The organism is Metabacillus malikii, assembly GCF_030813355.1.
Taxonomy (GTDB): domain Bacteria; phylum Bacillota; class Bacilli; order Bacillales; family Bacillaceae; genus Metabacillus; species Metabacillus malikii.
Window position 1 is genome coordinate 409,516 of sequence record NZ_JAUSUD010000001.1, and the last position, 15,244, is coordinate 424,759.

General features: G+C 32.9%; 17 protein-coding genes. All 17 read left to right on the forward strand.

Features of this window, described 5'->3' with window-relative positions; genetic code table 11:
* The first annotated feature begins 29 nt into the window (after window positions 1–29).
* The 17 genes from J2S19_RS02130 (at window position 30) to J2S19_RS02210 (ending at window position 14,489) form a co-directional block, all read left to right on the forward strand.
* Window positions 30–1,010, forward strand: a complete 981-nt coding sequence (locus J2S19_RS02130; protein ID WP_370875012.1) for an ABC transporter permease — start codon at window positions 30–32, stop codon at window positions 1,008–1,010.
* 12 nt (window positions 1,011–1,022) lie between these two features.
* A complete protein-coding gene (locus tag J2S19_RS02135) occupies window positions 1,023–1,898 on the forward strand; it encodes a carbohydrate ABC transporter permease (protein WP_307336469.1) in 876 nt (291 codons plus the stop codon).
* Between the two features lie 509 nt (window positions 1,899–2,407).
* Entirely contained in the window at window positions 2,408–2,818 is a 411-nt protein-coding gene (locus J2S19_RS02140) for an SRPBCC family protein (RefSeq protein WP_307336472.1), read from the forward strand.
* A 20-nt stretch (window positions 2,819–2,838) separates the two neighbouring features.
* Window positions 2,839–3,219 (forward strand): VOC family protein, encoded by a 381-nt coding sequence (locus J2S19_RS02145; RefSeq protein WP_307336474.1) that lies wholly within the window; start codon window positions 2,839–2,841, stop codon window positions 3,217–3,219.
* 360 nt (window positions 3,220–3,579) lie between these two features.
* On the forward strand, window positions 3,580–3,828 hold the full coding sequence (locus J2S19_RS02150; RefSeq protein WP_307336477.1) for a hypothetical protein: 249 nt from the start codon (window positions 3,580–3,582) through the stop codon (window positions 3,826–3,828).
* 346 nt (window positions 3,829–4,174) lie between these two features.
* Window positions 4,175–4,651, forward strand: coding sequence for a hypothetical protein (locus J2S19_RS02155; protein WP_307336480.1), 477 nt, complete (start codon window positions 4,175–4,177; stop codon window positions 4,649–4,651).
* Window positions 4,652–4,710: 59 nt separating this feature from the next.
* Window positions 4,711–4,887, forward strand: a complete 177-nt coding sequence (locus J2S19_RS02160) for an amino acid transporter (protein WP_307336483.1) — start codon at window positions 4,711–4,713, stop codon at window positions 4,885–4,887.
* Between the two features lie 968 nt (window positions 4,888–5,855).
* On the forward strand, window positions 5,856–7,532 hold the full coding sequence (locus tag J2S19_RS02165) for a glycoside hydrolase family 2 protein (RefSeq protein ID WP_307336485.1): 1,677 nt from the start codon (window positions 5,856–5,858) through the stop codon (window positions 7,530–7,532).
* 409 nt (window positions 7,533–7,941) lie between these two features.
* The gene (locus J2S19_RS02170) at window positions 7,942–8,472 is read left to right on the forward strand and encodes a hypothetical protein (RefSeq protein ID WP_307336490.1); all 531 of its coding nucleotides are present in this window, start codon (window positions 7,942–7,944) and stop codon (window positions 8,470–8,472) included.
* Entirely contained in the window at window positions 8,448–8,816 is a 369-nt protein-coding gene (locus J2S19_RS02175; protein WP_307336493.1) for a YxiH-YxzG fusion protein, read from the forward strand. Before J2S19_RS02170 ends, J2S19_RS02175 begins: the two co-directional genes overlap by 25 nt.
* Window positions 8,817–8,935: 119 nt before the next feature.
* A complete protein-coding gene (locus J2S19_RS02180) occupies window positions 8,936–9,979 on the forward strand; it encodes a flavin-containing monooxygenase (protein WP_307336496.1) in 1,044 nt (347 codons plus the stop codon).
* A 138-nt stretch (window positions 9,980–10,117) separates the two neighbouring features.
* A complete protein-coding gene (locus J2S19_RS02185) occupies window positions 10,118–10,321 on the forward strand; it encodes a hypothetical protein (protein ID WP_307336499.1) in 204 nt (67 codons plus the stop codon).
* A 237-nt stretch (window positions 10,322–10,558) separates the two neighbouring features.
* Window positions 10,559–10,999: an NUDIX hydrolase gene (locus tag J2S19_RS02190; protein ID WP_307336502.1), complete on the forward strand. Its 441-nt coding sequence runs from the start codon at window positions 10,559–10,561 to the stop codon at window positions 10,997–10,999.
* A gap of 397 nt (window positions 11,000–11,396) precedes the next feature.
* Entirely contained in the window at window positions 11,397–12,437 is a 1,041-nt protein-coding gene (locus tag J2S19_RS02195) for an ABC transporter permease (protein ID WP_307336505.1), read from the forward strand.
* Window positions 12,438–12,586: 149 nt separating this feature from the next.
* Complete coding sequence (locus J2S19_RS02200) at window positions 12,587–12,766, forward strand: DUF4083 domain-containing protein (protein WP_307336508.1); 180 nt, start codon at window positions 12,587–12,589, stop codon at window positions 12,764–12,766.
* Between the two features lie 292 nt (window positions 12,767–13,058).
* Window positions 13,059–13,391, forward strand: a complete 333-nt coding sequence (locus J2S19_RS02205) for a peptide ABC transporter permease (protein WP_307336511.1) — start codon at window positions 13,059–13,061, stop codon at window positions 13,389–13,391.
* Between the two features lie 765 nt (window positions 13,392–14,156).
* Window positions 14,157–14,489 (forward strand): ABC transporter, encoded by a 333-nt coding sequence (locus tag J2S19_RS02210; protein ID WP_307336514.1) that lies wholly within the window; start codon window positions 14,157–14,159, stop codon window positions 14,487–14,489.
* The last annotated feature ends 755 nt before the right edge of the window (window positions 14,490–15,244 follow it).

The following is a 15,244-nucleotide window of genomic DNA, read 5'->3' on the forward strand; positions in this document are numbered from 1 at the left end:
CCATATATGATGGAGAAAGGGGAGGAGTAATGGCGAAATTAGTAAAGGAAGGTGCAACGATTAACACAAGCCCGGGTAAGCGGAACACAAAATTTGCTAGCTTTATAGAGAAAGTCAAGAAGGATTTCAAAAGAAACAAAGTGATTTATTTAATGGTTTCTCCGGTAGTTCTCTATTATATCATCTTCCAATACGGCCCAATGTATGGGTTGCAAATTGCGTTTAAAGATTACTCACCAGTCCTTGGTTTTCTTGGAAGTCCGTGGGTAGGTTTTGAGCACTTTATTGAATTTTTTAATAGCTACTATTTTGGGAGACTGTTAACAAATACGATTTTACTTAGCCTTTATAGCTTGCTGTTTGCCTTTCCAGCAGGAATCATCCTCGCCTTATTACTTAATGAGGTGAGAGGCAGAATATTCAAGCGAACCGTTCAAACGATTACCTACATGCCACACTTTGTCTCATTGGTCGTTATTGTCGGGATATTATTTGATTTCACCGCAAGAGACGGTGTCGTAAATAGTATATTAGTAGCAGTATTTGGTATTGAACCGATTGCGTTTATGAGAGAAGCGGAATGGTTTAGAACCCTGTTTATCGGATCAGACATTTGGCAAAATGTCGGTTGGAGCTCGATTATTTTCCTAGCGGCGATGTCTAATATTGATCCGGCATTGTATGAAGCAGCAAAGATGGATGGTGCCGGTCGCTTTAAACAAATGATTCATATTACGTTACCGGGAATTATGCCAACTATAGTCATCTTATTAATCCTGCTTATTGGGAAGTTTATGACAGTAGGTGATGAGAAAATTTTATTAATGTACAATCCGACAACATACGAAACGGCTGATGTCATCGGAACCTATGTATACAGAAAAGGGATTTTAGAGAGTAACTTTAGCTACAGTGCTGCCGTTGGTTTATTTAAGGCAGTTATCGCCTTTACGTTGTTAATTATAGCGAATGGGATCGCAAGAAAAGTTGGAGACACGAAACTGTGGTAGGAGGGATCGAGGATGAAAAAGACAATAGGAGAGCGATTATTTGATTTTTGGAATATACTTTTTCTCGTATGTTTATCAATCATCACGCTATACCCACTCCTTTATATTTTATTTGCATCTGTGAGTGATCCCACCTATGTTGCCCAAAATAGAGGGATTATGCTGTCACCAAAGGATTTCACCCTAGAGGCGTATACTTTAGTATTTAAAAACCCGATGATTGTAACGAGTTACCTTAACACATTATTTTATGTTGTAATTGGTACAATTCTCAATATTTTTCTTACATCTTTAGGTGCCTATGCGCTTTCTCGAAAAAATGTCATGTGGGCTAACTTGATTATGTTTTTAATCGTGTTCAGTATGTTTTTCGAAGGAGGACTTATTCCTTCTTACTTGCTTGTCAGTGAGTTAAATATGATTGATACTCGCTGGGCGTTAATTTTCCCAACGGCAGTAAGTGCGTTTAATCTCATTATAATGCGGACTGCCTTCCAAGGTATACCTGCAAGCTTAGAAGAGTCGGCGCGTATTGATGGTGCAAATGACTTTACGATTCTGTTTAAAATCATTTTGCCGCTTTCACTACCTGTCGTCGCCGTTATGATTCTATTCTATGGTGTCTATCATTGGAATTCATGGTTCCCTGCGATGATTTACTTGCAGGATAGGGAGCTTTTCCCGGTTCAGCTCATTTTACGTGAAATTTTAATTGCAAACGACACAAGCAGCATGACATCAGGAGTCGGTTCTGTTGATGCGATTCCGATTGGAGAGACGGTCAAGTACGCGACGATCGTTGTCGCAACATTACCTATTCTATGTTTATATCCTTTCTTACAAAAGTACTTTGTTAAGGGTGTAATGATAGGCGGGATAAAAGGTTAGTATATTTCAAATGTTGATTAATAGAAGAAAGATGGTTAAGACACGTAATGAAAATATTTTGATGAAAAAGGCACAGGCAAATTAACCTAGTAATAAGTAGTTCAGTATTCGTGGAGAAAATAGAAAATAGCAGTATTAATGTCGTGCTAAATCACTTATGGTGGTTTTGCACGACATTTATTGTTATTAAATCAATGGTTGTATAGATTATTACCGATAATTAACATATCAATAACACTACAAATAACAGAGTGACAATATCTGTTGTTACATTAATGATACTGCGAATTTATGTGCGATTTGGTATGTTAATTTTTCAGGAAGCTGTAAGGTGCCTTAGAAAATTGACAAATATGATATGAGAAGAAAAAAAGTTGGTGAATAAATGTTCTTAAACTAACAGGGCAGATTGGTTAAAAAAGACTTTGGATAAAAAAGGAATTATTAGTAGATATCAAGAACTTAATATAAGAATTTTAAATTTTGTTTTTTAGATGAGAGGTGAAGAAATGGACACACGGAGAATTGTTGGTCAAACTAAAACGGTTGGTTTCCAAGTAGGAATTAGAAGGACCTTTCCAATTTCACAGGAAAAAGCCTGGGAATTTGTCGCATCTGAAGATGGATTAAAATTATGGTTAGGTGAAAGCACGAAAATAAATCTTCAACCAGGTCAGAAATTCTATACAAAAATGGGCGAAGGTGAAATTCGAATTGTTAAACCTCTACAACAACTTCGACTTGCTTGGAAAAAAGAAGGATGGGAAAAAACGTCTACCATTCAAGTTCGGATTATACCAAAAGAAAATACAAAAACGACCATTAGCTTTCACCAAGAAAATCTCTCTGATCAGAATGTGAGAGAAGAAATGAAGCATTACTGGGAAAAAATTCTTAAACAAATAGAAGAAGGGATTTAATTTAAAAGGATGGATAAGTTATGAACCCATTTAGTCACATTGACCTTAGAGTAAATAATTTAGAGGAAAATTTACCATTCTATGAGGGTTTTCTTACCGCATTAGGCTTTATTCAAACATTCCATAGTGATAAGTGGAAGGTGTTTGCAGCCAATGGGAATCTTCCAAGTGTAGCCTATTTTGCTATCACTGAAGATCCATTACATAAACCAAATGGCAATCTAGTTGGATTTTGGGTGGAAAATCGTAATGAAGTTGACAGACTTGCTACACTAATTAAAGAAATTGGCGGGAAAATTACCTCTGGACCACAACAATTTCCCATTAGCCCTACTTACTATGCAGTCTATTTTGAAGACCCTTGTGGAAATCAATATGAAATTGTTCATCGTTTGAACTAAACTATAATTAAACTCCATGAGTTTTATATTCTTGATATGTAATTGGTTTCATTCACTAAAGGTGATTTTAGGAGACTATTCCACTCCCTCGAAATGGGTTTGTCAACGGAACAAGCAAAGGTTCCTTTTTTAAAAAAGTTTGTGAAATAATGTACTTGAACTATAGGCTGCAGGCTGCAAGGGTTGAAGAAATACAATAGTTGCTGCGGCAGCCTTTTTTCTTTATCGTTCTTCAACTAAAGGTGCAGTATAGTTTAACAAAAATATGATAATGAACGTTGTTTATTTCAAATAAAGGAAACCTATGCTTCACTTAAAATGTATAAATATTTAGTTGGAAAATAAAATTGAGGTGATTGGATGTATTGGAAACTAAGGATTCCTTTATTTTTATTTATTATAGGTACGATTTCTGGTCTTTTTCAAAGGTATTCTGAAATCATTCTTGTAAATACATCGTATTTTATAAAGAGTGCGATATTTATTGGTCTAATTGGAATTATTTTTACAATTTTTGAGAAGTCAAAAATAAATGAAATGAAGGTTCATATCACTATTGGTATTGGTTTGATATTCTTAGGTATTTTTATTGATTATTTAATGATTTAGTTTGGATTAGAATTATCAGAATGTACTATATTGTGAAATGATACACTTAAACTAACTGGTGCGATACCTCATTAAAGTGGTGTTGCATTTTTATTAAACTAAAGGAGCAGGTTAGTGGAATAAGGATTCAATCAAGCACCAATATATAGTATACTCGAGTTACAATATTTTCTAATTTGTAACATTGAGTTTAGTTCTTAAAAAAACCTAAATGATGTGTGTTACTTCAGTTAGTATCCTTATTAGAATTAAAGAAGAAAAGAGCTTTTAAGGACTCGTTTGTATGGTTACTGTGTTTCTAAACACTTAATACAACAATGATAATTTTTTTCTAAGGGGTCTTTTTATGAAGATAGATTCAAAAATGAGAAGAATACAACAAAAATATAGAAATGAAATATCATTAAAAAATAAAAAGGGTAAGAACGCTATAGAAGTAATTTGTATTATTTTTTTTATTATCTTGTTAATATACTTTGGAGCTGAATTTCCAATTATTGAATCTGATTATAATCAGTTTACTGAAATAGAAGATTTTGAAAAAAGATGGATGACTGTTACTCGGTTAATTGATGATGATATAAAAAATAGTAGCTCGGAATATGTAGGTATAGCAATAGATTTCAAACCTAAACCTATAAAAATTATAATAAAAACATCGCTAGAAAAATTAAAATTAAATGATGACGACAATCTAAATGAGTATATTAACATTGCTAATGAAAAAATAATGACATATATAGAAAATGATTCCTACGAAATAATTGTAACTGGAAAAAATAAAGAAGAAATAACAAGTAAAGTATTTACCAACGATAGTTAATTAGTCCTTATATCTCGACTAATGATAAAGAAAAAAATTTGAATATAGGAGAGATGAAAATGTCTGATAAAAAGCCTATTAATGATGCAATGGAGCACATGAGTAACATTGAGGGTTATCCGACAAGTGTAGATTTAAAGAAATTACCTAAACCATTAAAATATTTTGGTTATTTCTTCATAGGTTTTTTTTCTATATCAATACTATTCATAATTATCGCTAAGTTAATTTTGTAGTATAGTTGTTTGACCACTGGGCTACGCCCTATAAGTCTTTTTTATGAAGTAATGAAATAGTAGCTTCCCTTTAAAGGTAGACATTGTGAATAAATACACTAGAATAAGGAGGATTTTTATGGAGAGGACTTTAGTAAAAACTGCTATATATTCTTTTATTACTTCTTTCTCATTGATGATAGTCTTAATTCCAAGGGTTAGAAGTACAACGGATGTTAATGGGGTGTTTTCGGGAGAGGAAACTCCTTATACAGAGTTTTTCTTTATGATTTTAAAAAACTCAATAATTATTACATTCATTATGGTCGCTTTAATATTTTTATACAAAAAATATAAAAGGTAGATGGTTGTGTCCATTAGGGACCTGTGTTTTTAGACTTTTAATATTTATCTTAATTTCTTTGTAAAGAACTTTATTGGTGTAAGAAATAAAAAGTATGTGAACAATTATACTTAAACTAACGGGTGCGTTAGTTGAAGAAAAAAGAACTAAAAAACGCTTGGAATTTTCCAAGTGTTTTTGTTTATTATTTAGGGTGTTAATATCGATGTTTTTTGGTGTGAAATTTAATGTGATATTTTACTTTTTCTTCACGTTATCCGAACTACTTAACTTAGTAAGTTTGCGCTTTTTTATTTACTGAAGATTTGTTGGTCCATTTTTTTCTCATCAGGTAGGGAGATCAAATCATAGTATCCATTATAGTAGTATAAGCGAAATTTTCAGTTGATTAGAAACGCCCTCTATTTTCATTCGGTCATACATTAAGTAATATTGCAGGGCTTAACACGAACTATACATTAAGCTAACCCAACTTTTAGACATACACCTGTTAAACTATGACAATATTAAAACTCATCGATAGTATCTAATCTTACTTTTTGACATGAACTGCTTACTCTCTTGCATTCCATATTTGTACCAGTTTTCTATAATTGGAGATAACGAATCTTATGGAGGAAATTGTATGAATACGAGATTATTTCAAAATCACAATGTGCGTAAAGAAATCCCGCTTCATCCTGTTTGGGAATTTCATACGTTAAATTCAGAGGAAGAAAAAGTAGAAAAGTTCAGCATGCTTGTTCCAGGCTGCTGGGAGAGCAATCCGAAGCTATCGTCTTATAAAGGAAAAGCGGTTTATTCGAAAAAAGTAACCTTCGGCGGTAATGCCCGTCTTGTATTCAAAGGGGTCAGCCATACTGCAACTATTTACCTGGACAAGAAACAGGTTGGCTACCATTACAATGCCTATACAGAATTTAACGTATTATTAGAGGATATACCATATGGCGAGCATTTAGTAGAGGTGAAGGTCGATAATTCTTTTCACGAGGAATCAGCTCTGCATGTAAGCAATGATTATTATTCATATGGCGGAATTACCCGTCCAGTTGTCATGGAAGAAATCGGTGAAATGTTTATTGAAAATGTTCAGTTTATTCCATATCAGGAAAATGGGATTTGGCATGCATCAATTAGCTCCACGGTAAGGAACCTTTCAAATGAGCCGAAAAAAGTAACAGTGAAAATAAAAGTTGGTGATGAGGAGGTTGCCTTTTCTGACAAAGCTCTGAAGCCAAATGCTAAAACAGTAATGAAGGAAACCTTTGCATTTCCATTAGCAAAGACATATACATTGGAAAACCCTACATTATATATGTTGGATACTAAGCTTTTGTACAATGAACAGGTAGTTGACGATCTCATTGACAGAGTAGGCTTTCGTGAAATAAAAGTTGATGGTAAGGATATCTTGTTTAATGGCGAAAAAGTGGTTATTAAAGGGGTAAACCGTCATGAAGATTACGCGGAATTCGGATGTGCAATTCCGATTGAAGCGATGTATCGTGATATCGAAATCATTAAATCATTAGGTGCAAATTGCATTCGAACGAGCCATTATCCTAACGATGAGAGATTCCTTGATTTATGTGATGAAAATGGACTATTAGTATGGGAAGAGTCACATGCAAGAGGATTAAGTGAAAAACAAATGAGACATAAAAACTTTGAAAAACAAAGCTTGGACTGCATTAAAGAAATGATTGAAAACCATATAAACCATCCATCGATTTATGTATGGGGGATTTTAAATGAATGTGTGAGCAACACAGAGTTTGGAAGAGAATGTTATTCGAAGCAATTTGAGCTTATCAAAAGTCTCGATCCAAGTCGTCCGGTCTCGTTCGCGAGCCTTGAAGCTCATATAGGATCAGATATGTGTCTTGATTTAGTTGACATTGTATCGTTTAATATTTATCCGGGCTGGTACCATAATACACCAGTAAGTGATTCTTTAACAAATCTTAAAGATTTCGTAAATCGTACTGGTGGAGCAGGTAAACCGTTACTGATTAGTGAAATCGGAGCGGGCGCCATCTATGGTCATCGAAGTAACAATCAGGAAAAGTGGACGGAGGAATACCAGGCACATGCTTTAGATGAACAAGTCACATCGATTTTATCCGACGACGATTTAAGTGGTGTAATCATCTGGCAATATGCAGATTGCCGGGTAGACAGCGGCTGGTTCCATGGCAGGCCAAAATCGCAAAACAATAAGGGGTTAGTCGATACGTATCGCAGAGAAAAGCTTGCTTATCATAAGGTGAAGGAGATTTTTCATTCATTTGAGAAGTAGGTATAGTGGTTGGATGATTTTGTGAGTTTATTAAACTAGGACTAACTGAAGGGGGCTCAATCCGATTTTTAATGAGGGATTGGGTCCTTTTCTAACTTTTGATTATGATAGAGAGGGTTTATTTATTTTCAAACGAGGAGAAATGGTTTACCCTTGACAATTTTTTGAATTATAACGCAGATAAACGATAAATTGGTGGCTGATGAAAACATTAAAGAAGAATAATGATTTATTCAACAGATGCGATATTTCAATAATTGAGGTATCGTTTTTTCTATTTAACTAAAAAACAGTTTAGTCGAATAAGTCCAAATGATAAGATAAAAGAAATAATGGCCAATATAGGGGGCGATTCAAAATGTTTTAGGAGAGTTTATTATGGCTATAAAACTCTTAAAATATGATCGAGGTGATTGAAATCGAAAAATTAGTGTTAGAAAAGTGTATTGATTATTCCTCAAATTTGAATTTTATAAGCGGTCAAATAACAAAAGATGGTACCCTACTATTAATTGAAAGTCATTTACAGGAATTAGATTTTTTCCAACGACCTGTGCCAAAAAGAAATTGGACAATCCAAGTGATAAAAGGTAAAAGTGTAGAAACAGTAGAACTAAAGAATGTTCCTCTTATCCCAACAGAAGTGGACCTATTTTCAGATGGCACTTTACTTATTGTCCAAGGTCGTTGTTTAAAAGATGGTAAAGATGTTGAACGAAATGCGAGAAGATACAATCCGAACGGACAGTTAATAGATGCTTTTACACTTGGAGATGGTATTCAAGACGTGCAAATTGATGACAACGATACAATTTGGGTGAGTTATTTTGATGAAGGTATATTTGGTAATTTTGGATGGGAACAGCCGATGGGAAGTGCAGGACTTATCGCTTACAATATAAATGGGGATAAGATGTGGGGGCGGGTAGTTATGGAATGATAGATTGTTATGCCCTTAATGTTGTAAGTTCAAAGGAAGTATATTTCTATTACTATGACGATTCTTTTCTAGTGCAGCTAAATGAGATGAATGAGGCGATTCGCTATCGAATAGAAGGTGATACAATAAGTCAATTTATATTCGATAAAACTGGTTTAATTGGACAAATAGATATGTATACAATCAAGCGTTTTCGAATAAGAAATCGGACAATTATCCCAAAGGAAAAAATACAATTAACTGATGAAAACGGCAAGCCCATCAAAGGTCCTATTTTTATGCGAGGTTCGTTTATTTATGCATATGGTAAAGATGGGATATATAAAAGAGATTTTAAAGATTAGAGCTTAAAGTTACTGGTGCGATACTCCAACAAAAAGGTATCGCTTTTGAATACAACGACAATAGAATATCGCCCAGTTGGAAAGTATGCCATATTAGGAGAAGAGTGAGGAAACTAACAATGTATGATTCAATTGTAATTGGGTGTGGTCAAGCTGGTCTTGCAATTGCTTACTATTTAAAAAAGACAAATCAAAACTTTTTACTGTTGGATAAAGGAAGTGAAATTGGAGGTACTTGGAAGGAAAGATATGATTCGTTATTGTTATTTACTCCGCGGGCTTACAGCTCATTGCCTGGATTGCCTTTAAGTGGTGAAGCACAGGGATTTCCTACTAAAGATGAGATTGTTGAGTATCCGAAAAACTATGTAGAGAAATTTGATTTTCCAATTCACTTAAATGAAGAAGTTATACATGTAAATAAAGTAGATGATACATTCTTAATCAAAACGAATAAAAATGAATACAGGGCAAAGAATGTCGTAGTTGCAACAGGTCCTTTCCAAACACCGAATATCCCTTCTTTTTCAAAAAATCTATCTCCTGCTATCTATCAGCTTCACTCATCACAATATAAAAATCCACGCCAATTAATAAACGGGAATGTATTGGTAGTTGGCGGAGGAAATAGCGGTGCGCAAATAGCCGTTGAACTATCAAAAGAGAAAGATACATATATCGCAATCAGCAAGACACTTAATTACTTACCATTAGTAATACGGGATAAGAGTATATTTTATTGGTTTGATAAGGTAGGAATCCTTAAAGTAAAAAGTAATTCGTTTTTTGCTAGGATACTCCAAAAAAGGGGCGACCCTATATTTGGTTTTGAATTAAAAAAGGCAATTACTAATAACGAAGTGAAAGTGAAAAAAAGGGTCATGAATGCAAATGGGAATGAGCTATTATTTGAAGATAATTCAACACTTAAAGTTAGCAACATCATATGGGCAACAGGGTTTAAAACTGAATTTCCGTGGTTGAAAATAGCTGGTATTTTAGATGAACAGGGGAACGTATTACATAGTAGAGGGGTTTCCAATATCGACGGATTATATTTTATTGGTTTGCCGTGGCAATATCGACGTGGTTCTGCATTATTACAAGGAGTAGGCTATGATGCAAAATATATTGTTGCCAAAATGAATGAGAAGATTTATTGAATTAATGAAGTTTTACAATGGTAAGCCTTTGTATTCAACTATTGGTAGGATTCTTGTTATCACGTAAGCGAAAAATGATAGGTTTGTGAGGAAGTAATTATAGCGAAATGATGCCTATATAGATAGGGAGATGACCAAATGGATAAGACAGTCACGTTTTCATTTAGAAGTTCAAGTTTTGAAGCTACAGGGGCAACGGAAACATTTCATTTTAAAGAATTAGGTCTTGATGGGGATATGGACGATGAAGCAATGAAAATACAAATTGATAAAATTTTTCAGGCTTGGGTTCGGGATAAACTTAATATTTCTTTTAGTATTGTGATAGATGAGGATGAGTAGGCTGCTATTCGGAGAAAAAAAAGAAGAAATAGGTTTAACGATTTAAGTTGGGGAAAATGTCGCTGTTAATGAAGCAACTCTTTAAAGAAAATGAGCTAATGCTATATCATCCTAATGGTGTTGAAAGTTAACTTAAATCATCGTCACCTTATACACTTCACTTCAAGTTTAATATATTATTTCCTAATACTTTAACTTACAGGTTGGTTGAAGAAGAAAAAATGGGGGGAGAAGAAATTGGTTATCGTTTTTGGGAATAAAATTGATGGTGTAGATTATCAAGTAAGAAAGGCAGTTTATGCAGTTATTTTCAACTCTACTAATGAAAGGGTTTTAACTGTCCAGAATTCCAAAGGAGATTATTTTTTACCTGGAGGAGGAATTGAAAATAACGAAAATCACCAAGAGTGTCTTGTAAGAGAAATGTTTGAAGAAACGGGATATGCTGTATCTATAGGTTCCTTCATTGGAAATGCAAAGAGGTTTTTTCAATCAACTAATAATGAGCATGTAATAAATGATGGCTACTTTTACTTGGCAGATTTGTTACATAAAGAACAAGAACCAATTGAAGTTGACCACTTTATCAAGTGGTTCGATATAAACAATATTAAAAGATTCTTAGTTCACGAACATCATTGTTGGGCAGTTAATGAGGGAGTAACTAAGTTTCGCTGAAAGCTTATTTTTTAACTAAAGTTGGTACTGGAATTTAACAAAATTTTCCTCGTAATAAAGGAGATCCTTGTTATTCTACAGAATAGGTTAGAGTGATATACAGAATCCTGATGCGTTTAAACTGTTTAATAAAGTTTCCAGAAACAAAAGACGTATCAGTTCTAAGTAAAAGTTAATTTGCCAAGTTTCAAGCTAATTCAAAATATACAATTGTGCCATTAGGTTAGTATTCAAGAAAGTATGGTGTACTAATGGATATAAAATCTTTATGGGGTATTAGAGTTAAGGATTTTTACAGAAAGATGTTCAGCTACTATTCAATAATTGGTGCGAATGTTGTTTATTTTTTATTAATCATTAGTAGCATCTTTATTTATTATTTTCATTCATTTCTTCAATGGATACCTCCTCACACATCTCAGTTGAAGGACTTTTATCTCTATTTGTAACCTTCCTTTTAATACGGACAAAAGTTCGGACATTTATGAAAAGGGCGGATATTATCTTTTTGTTGCCACTTGAATGGGGATTAAAGCCATATTTTATTAAATCACTAGTATATAGTTTTGTTTTAGATGTTGTGAAATTGCTAAGCTTCATTACTGTTTTCATAACCTTATTTTTACATACTACAACTATAAAACCTTCCCTTCTGCTTTTTATAGTGGGAATTGCCGCTTACAACATTTTAATGAAGTGGACTGAACAATGGCTAGAGAACCAAGTGCAATTTGTGTTACATAGGTTAAATAGGCTTTTTTCAATATATTTAATCTGTTATTTTTTGTTGAAAGATGACTGGGTTTTTGTGCTTGTTTTAATGAGTGTAAATTCCGTTTATTGCATTTTTTCGATAAGAAAAAACAGAAGTTTGAATTGGCAGTGGTTAATAGATGAAGAAGAAAGTGCCTTATTAAGACACTTTAAATTTATCAATATATTTATCGATGTCCCTCATCTTAAACGTTCTTTTCGTAATCGACGTTTGCTTACCATGGTTTTAAAAAGGTGTATCCCATATTCTCAGACAAGTACATTCGTATATTTATACTCACATTTGTTTGTTAGATATAATGATTACTTTTACCTTTATGTAAGGCTGACCGTAATTGGCATCTTTGTAAATTATGCTGTGCCAACAAGCGGTTGGATTGTTAATCTCCTAATCTTATTTATAACTGGATTTCAATTAATTCCTTTACAGCATGAATTGAAACAAAATGTATTACTTTATCCAATTCCTAAATCCAAGGTGAATGATTCTTTCTTAAAGTTTGTCTTAGTTATATTATATGCACAATTATTTATTCTGTATTGCGCCATGTTCATTCATCTTTCTACTGCTAAAATATACGATCTTGTAATTGGTAGTCTATTTGTTTATGGTTTTGTGTATTTCTTTGTATCAAAGAGAGTCGATGTTTCGGGTAGTGTCTAGTTGGGTCAGTTTTGTTCTTAATTTACAAATCTTTGTTACTAACTTTGGCTTCTTAAACGATAAAAATAGGATTATTTAATAAGAAATCAATAACAAGTCAGGAACTTATTGTAAAATATACTTAGAGAGTCTTATTTAGGAGGTATATTATGAACAGTTTTAATCTTGGAGATGCATTATTTCAGTTGTTTTATCTTGCATTTATTGTACTAATTGTTGTGTTAATCGTGTCTTTTTTACGTTCTAATAAAAAGCGAAACAATCAGCTTGATAGAATTGAAAAGAAAATCGATGATATGAATCAACGTGTGAAAAAGGATGCTGAGTAAGGTTTGTATAATGACACGGAGTATAGCGATTCGGGTTTGTTGTAGAGGAAATAATCTTTTTTAGGGAATTAAGTCAGTATAAGATGAAGTGGTCACATTTATGATGCTTTTTTAATTTTACTTACTCTAAATGAAATTAGCACAGTTTTGAAAGATTTTTATGATGATTGGAAGAAAAGGAATTAATATAAAAATATTTCTTTTCGCTAACTGGTGCGGTACTTCAAGAAAATGTATCTCTTTTTCCTTATCATACTCAAGGTGCAGGATTGTTTAATAAGGAGGCAATGAATTGGGACTAAAAGTCGAGATTTATGAAATAATCATTTTTATGCTTGTCTATGGCGGTCTATTTTTATATACATTGCGTTCTATTTCTTCAAAGAACAAAACATTAGCTTATATAAAGTCGATATTCCTAATAATGTTGTATGTTTTTATTACAACTATTATTTGGTTCAACTATAAAGCGGAAGAGTATCATATTAACAATCATAGCGGACTTGAACCAATTAGTTTTACGGCTGAAGCAATCGTTGTGGTAATTTCTATAAGTATCTATAATATAATTCTATTATTGTTTGGCATTCACTTTAAAAGAAAGAGGCATTCCGTGAATCCATAATAGTTCTGATACTATATGCTTGAACGTGAAAACATATTAAACGATAAGGAGCAACATCACTGGAACGTTTCTCCTTTCTAGTTGTAAATCCTTTTAGTGTAAAATTCCTCTCATAATCGGTCACTTAATTAGGCATTATCTTTGTCGTTTATGCCCCATTAAACTCTAAATTAGCCCCTATATGAACATGTAAGTTATTAAAATCTGTTTGTGAGGATTCTATTCGTCTATCAGATTCATATAATTAATTCCCAAGCCTTGGACAATAACAAATTTTCATCGCCCTTATCGTTTTATTACTTAAAGATTGTCATATTAAGAAATTGAAACATGAAAAGGTTACTTTAAATAAAATTAACGAAAATTAACAACTTTAATTGGTATTTATAGTAAAATATAAATATGTTTTCCATAAGGGGGAGAGTTATGGGGTTAATTAATCCTGCGGGAATTATAATAGCTTTAGTGGGCATTTCTTTGTTTGGAATCCTGATTTATAAGATTGTAAAGTCTTTGAAGAATTCATAAGATAATTTAATAGATATATACTCTTCTGCTTAATAATAGAAATGGAATTAGTTGGAACGCCATATGCGGTGAAAGTCGGACGAACGGTGAGAACCGGGGGAAAAGAGAGCGATTCAAAACCTAAAAAAAGTATCGATTTTTTATTGTACTAAAAATAGCAGAATAGTCGTACGGTAATTGATATATATGTGTAACTACATTACAAATTTGGACGTGATTAAAACGGATAAAAGGTTAATGGAGATATATGACGAATGGGAAGATAAGATAGCTAATGACGAGTGGTATTTTAGTAATGCTTTTGAATCAATAACGAACGGTATGTCTGCTGAAGAAGCCTATAACTACATTCCAAGTGTTATAGATTTAATGTTGAAATTAGACGATGACTTTTTACTAGGGGAAACTATTTACTTCTTAATTGGGATATATAATATTGCTGATACCACTGAAATACACCCATATCTTGAAAATAATTGGTTTGTTTTAACCCAACATTTGAACAATTATCAAGAATCGAATGCTACACCATTTAAAGAACTTAAGATGCAGTTGAGAATAAAAGATTGATTGTTTACCTTCTTCAATTTTCGTGGGCTTGAGTTGAGGGGCGAGGTTGCTGTGGCAGCCTTTTACTCTATTGGTCTACACCAAAATTTTGTAGTGGAAAATAATTTGCCAATTTCTAGTTATCAATTAGAACAGTTAATATAGCAAAAATATGAAGAATAAGTAGCTCATTCTTCAAGTGATGGGGTAAGTGCTGAAATAGGAAGGTGCTAGGGCTGCTTTTTCTAATGATTGCGAATAATTTCACTTGCTAAGTGATGAAGTGCGATTTTGTACTAGATGGAGGCACAAATCTAGATAAGAAAGGAGCAATTTTAATGGTGGTTGGTCTATTTGTGTTAGGTATAATACTTCTGATAATAAGTTTTTTAACACCTATTGCCTCAGGTACAACATTATTGATTTCTGTATTATTATTTGCTACTGCAATCGTGCTTTTATTTAAAAAAGGAAGAAGAAAAAATTCTTGATTCTAATTTAATGGGTAGCGTTAATATATTAACATTCCCAATTTATTTCTTCAGAGTAGTAGGTTAATCTAATATACTTGTTAATCATTGTTTTTTAAAATGCGAACAAATGCTCCTTTTTATTATAGACTTATACAACTAACTTGTGCTTATATTCAATTTCCCTGCTAATTGGCAGCTTTTTTTTATTTTACTAAAGAAGAATAATAGAACAAGGATAAAATATTTTTATGGTAAATTTTATGTAGAGAATTGCTTAGGTTTAGTTCAGCAAATAGACCATTT

What these genes read in the sequence shown, in the direction of transcription:
- J2S19_RS02130 (WP_370875012.1), top strand. Translation starts at nt 30, where the DNA reads ATGGCGAAATTAGTAAAGGAAGGTGCAACGATTAACACAAGCCCGGGT.
- J2S19_RS02135 (WP_307336469.1), top strand. Translation starts at nt 1,023, where the DNA reads ATGAAAAAGACAATAGGAGAGCGATTATTTGATTTTTGGAATATACTT.
- J2S19_RS02140 (WP_307336472.1), top strand. Translation starts at nt 2,408, where the DNA reads ATGGACACACGGAGAATTGTTGGTCAAACTAAAACGGTTGGTTTCCAA.
- J2S19_RS02145 (WP_307336474.1), top strand. Translation starts at nt 2,839, where the DNA reads ATGAACCCATTTAGTCACATTGACCTTAGAGTAAATAATTTAGAGGAA.
- J2S19_RS02150 (WP_307336477.1), top strand. Translation starts at nt 3,580, where the DNA reads ATGTATTGGAAACTAAGGATTCCTTTATTTTTATTTATTATAGGTACG.
- J2S19_RS02155 (WP_307336480.1), top strand. Translation starts at nt 4,175, where the DNA reads ATGAAGATAGATTCAAAAATGAGAAGAATACAACAAAAATATAGAAAT.
- J2S19_RS02160 (WP_307336483.1), top strand. Translation starts at nt 4,711, where the DNA reads ATGTCTGATAAAAAGCCTATTAATGATGCAATGGAGCACATGAGTAAC.
- J2S19_RS02165 (WP_307336485.1), top strand. Translation starts at nt 5,856, where the DNA reads ATGAATACGAGATTATTTCAAAATCACAATGTGCGTAAAGAAATCCCG.
- J2S19_RS02180 (WP_307336496.1), top strand. Translation starts at nt 8,936, where the DNA reads ATGTATGATTCAATTGTAATTGGGTGTGGTCAAGCTGGTCTTGCAATT.
- J2S19_RS02185 (WP_307336499.1), top strand. Translation starts at nt 10,118, where the DNA reads ATGGATAAGACAGTCACGTTTTCATTTAGAAGTTCAAGTTTTGAAGCT.
- J2S19_RS02195 (WP_307336505.1), top strand. Translation starts at nt 11,397, where the DNA reads ATGGATACCTCCTCACACATCTCAGTTGAAGGACTTTTATCTCTATTT.
- J2S19_RS02200 (WP_307336508.1), top strand. Translation starts at nt 12,587, where the DNA reads ATGAACAGTTTTAATCTTGGAGATGCATTATTTCAGTTGTTTTATCTT.
- J2S19_RS02210 (WP_307336514.1), top strand. Translation starts at nt 14,157, where the DNA reads ATGGAGATATATGACGAATGGGAAGATAAGATAGCTAATGACGAGTGG.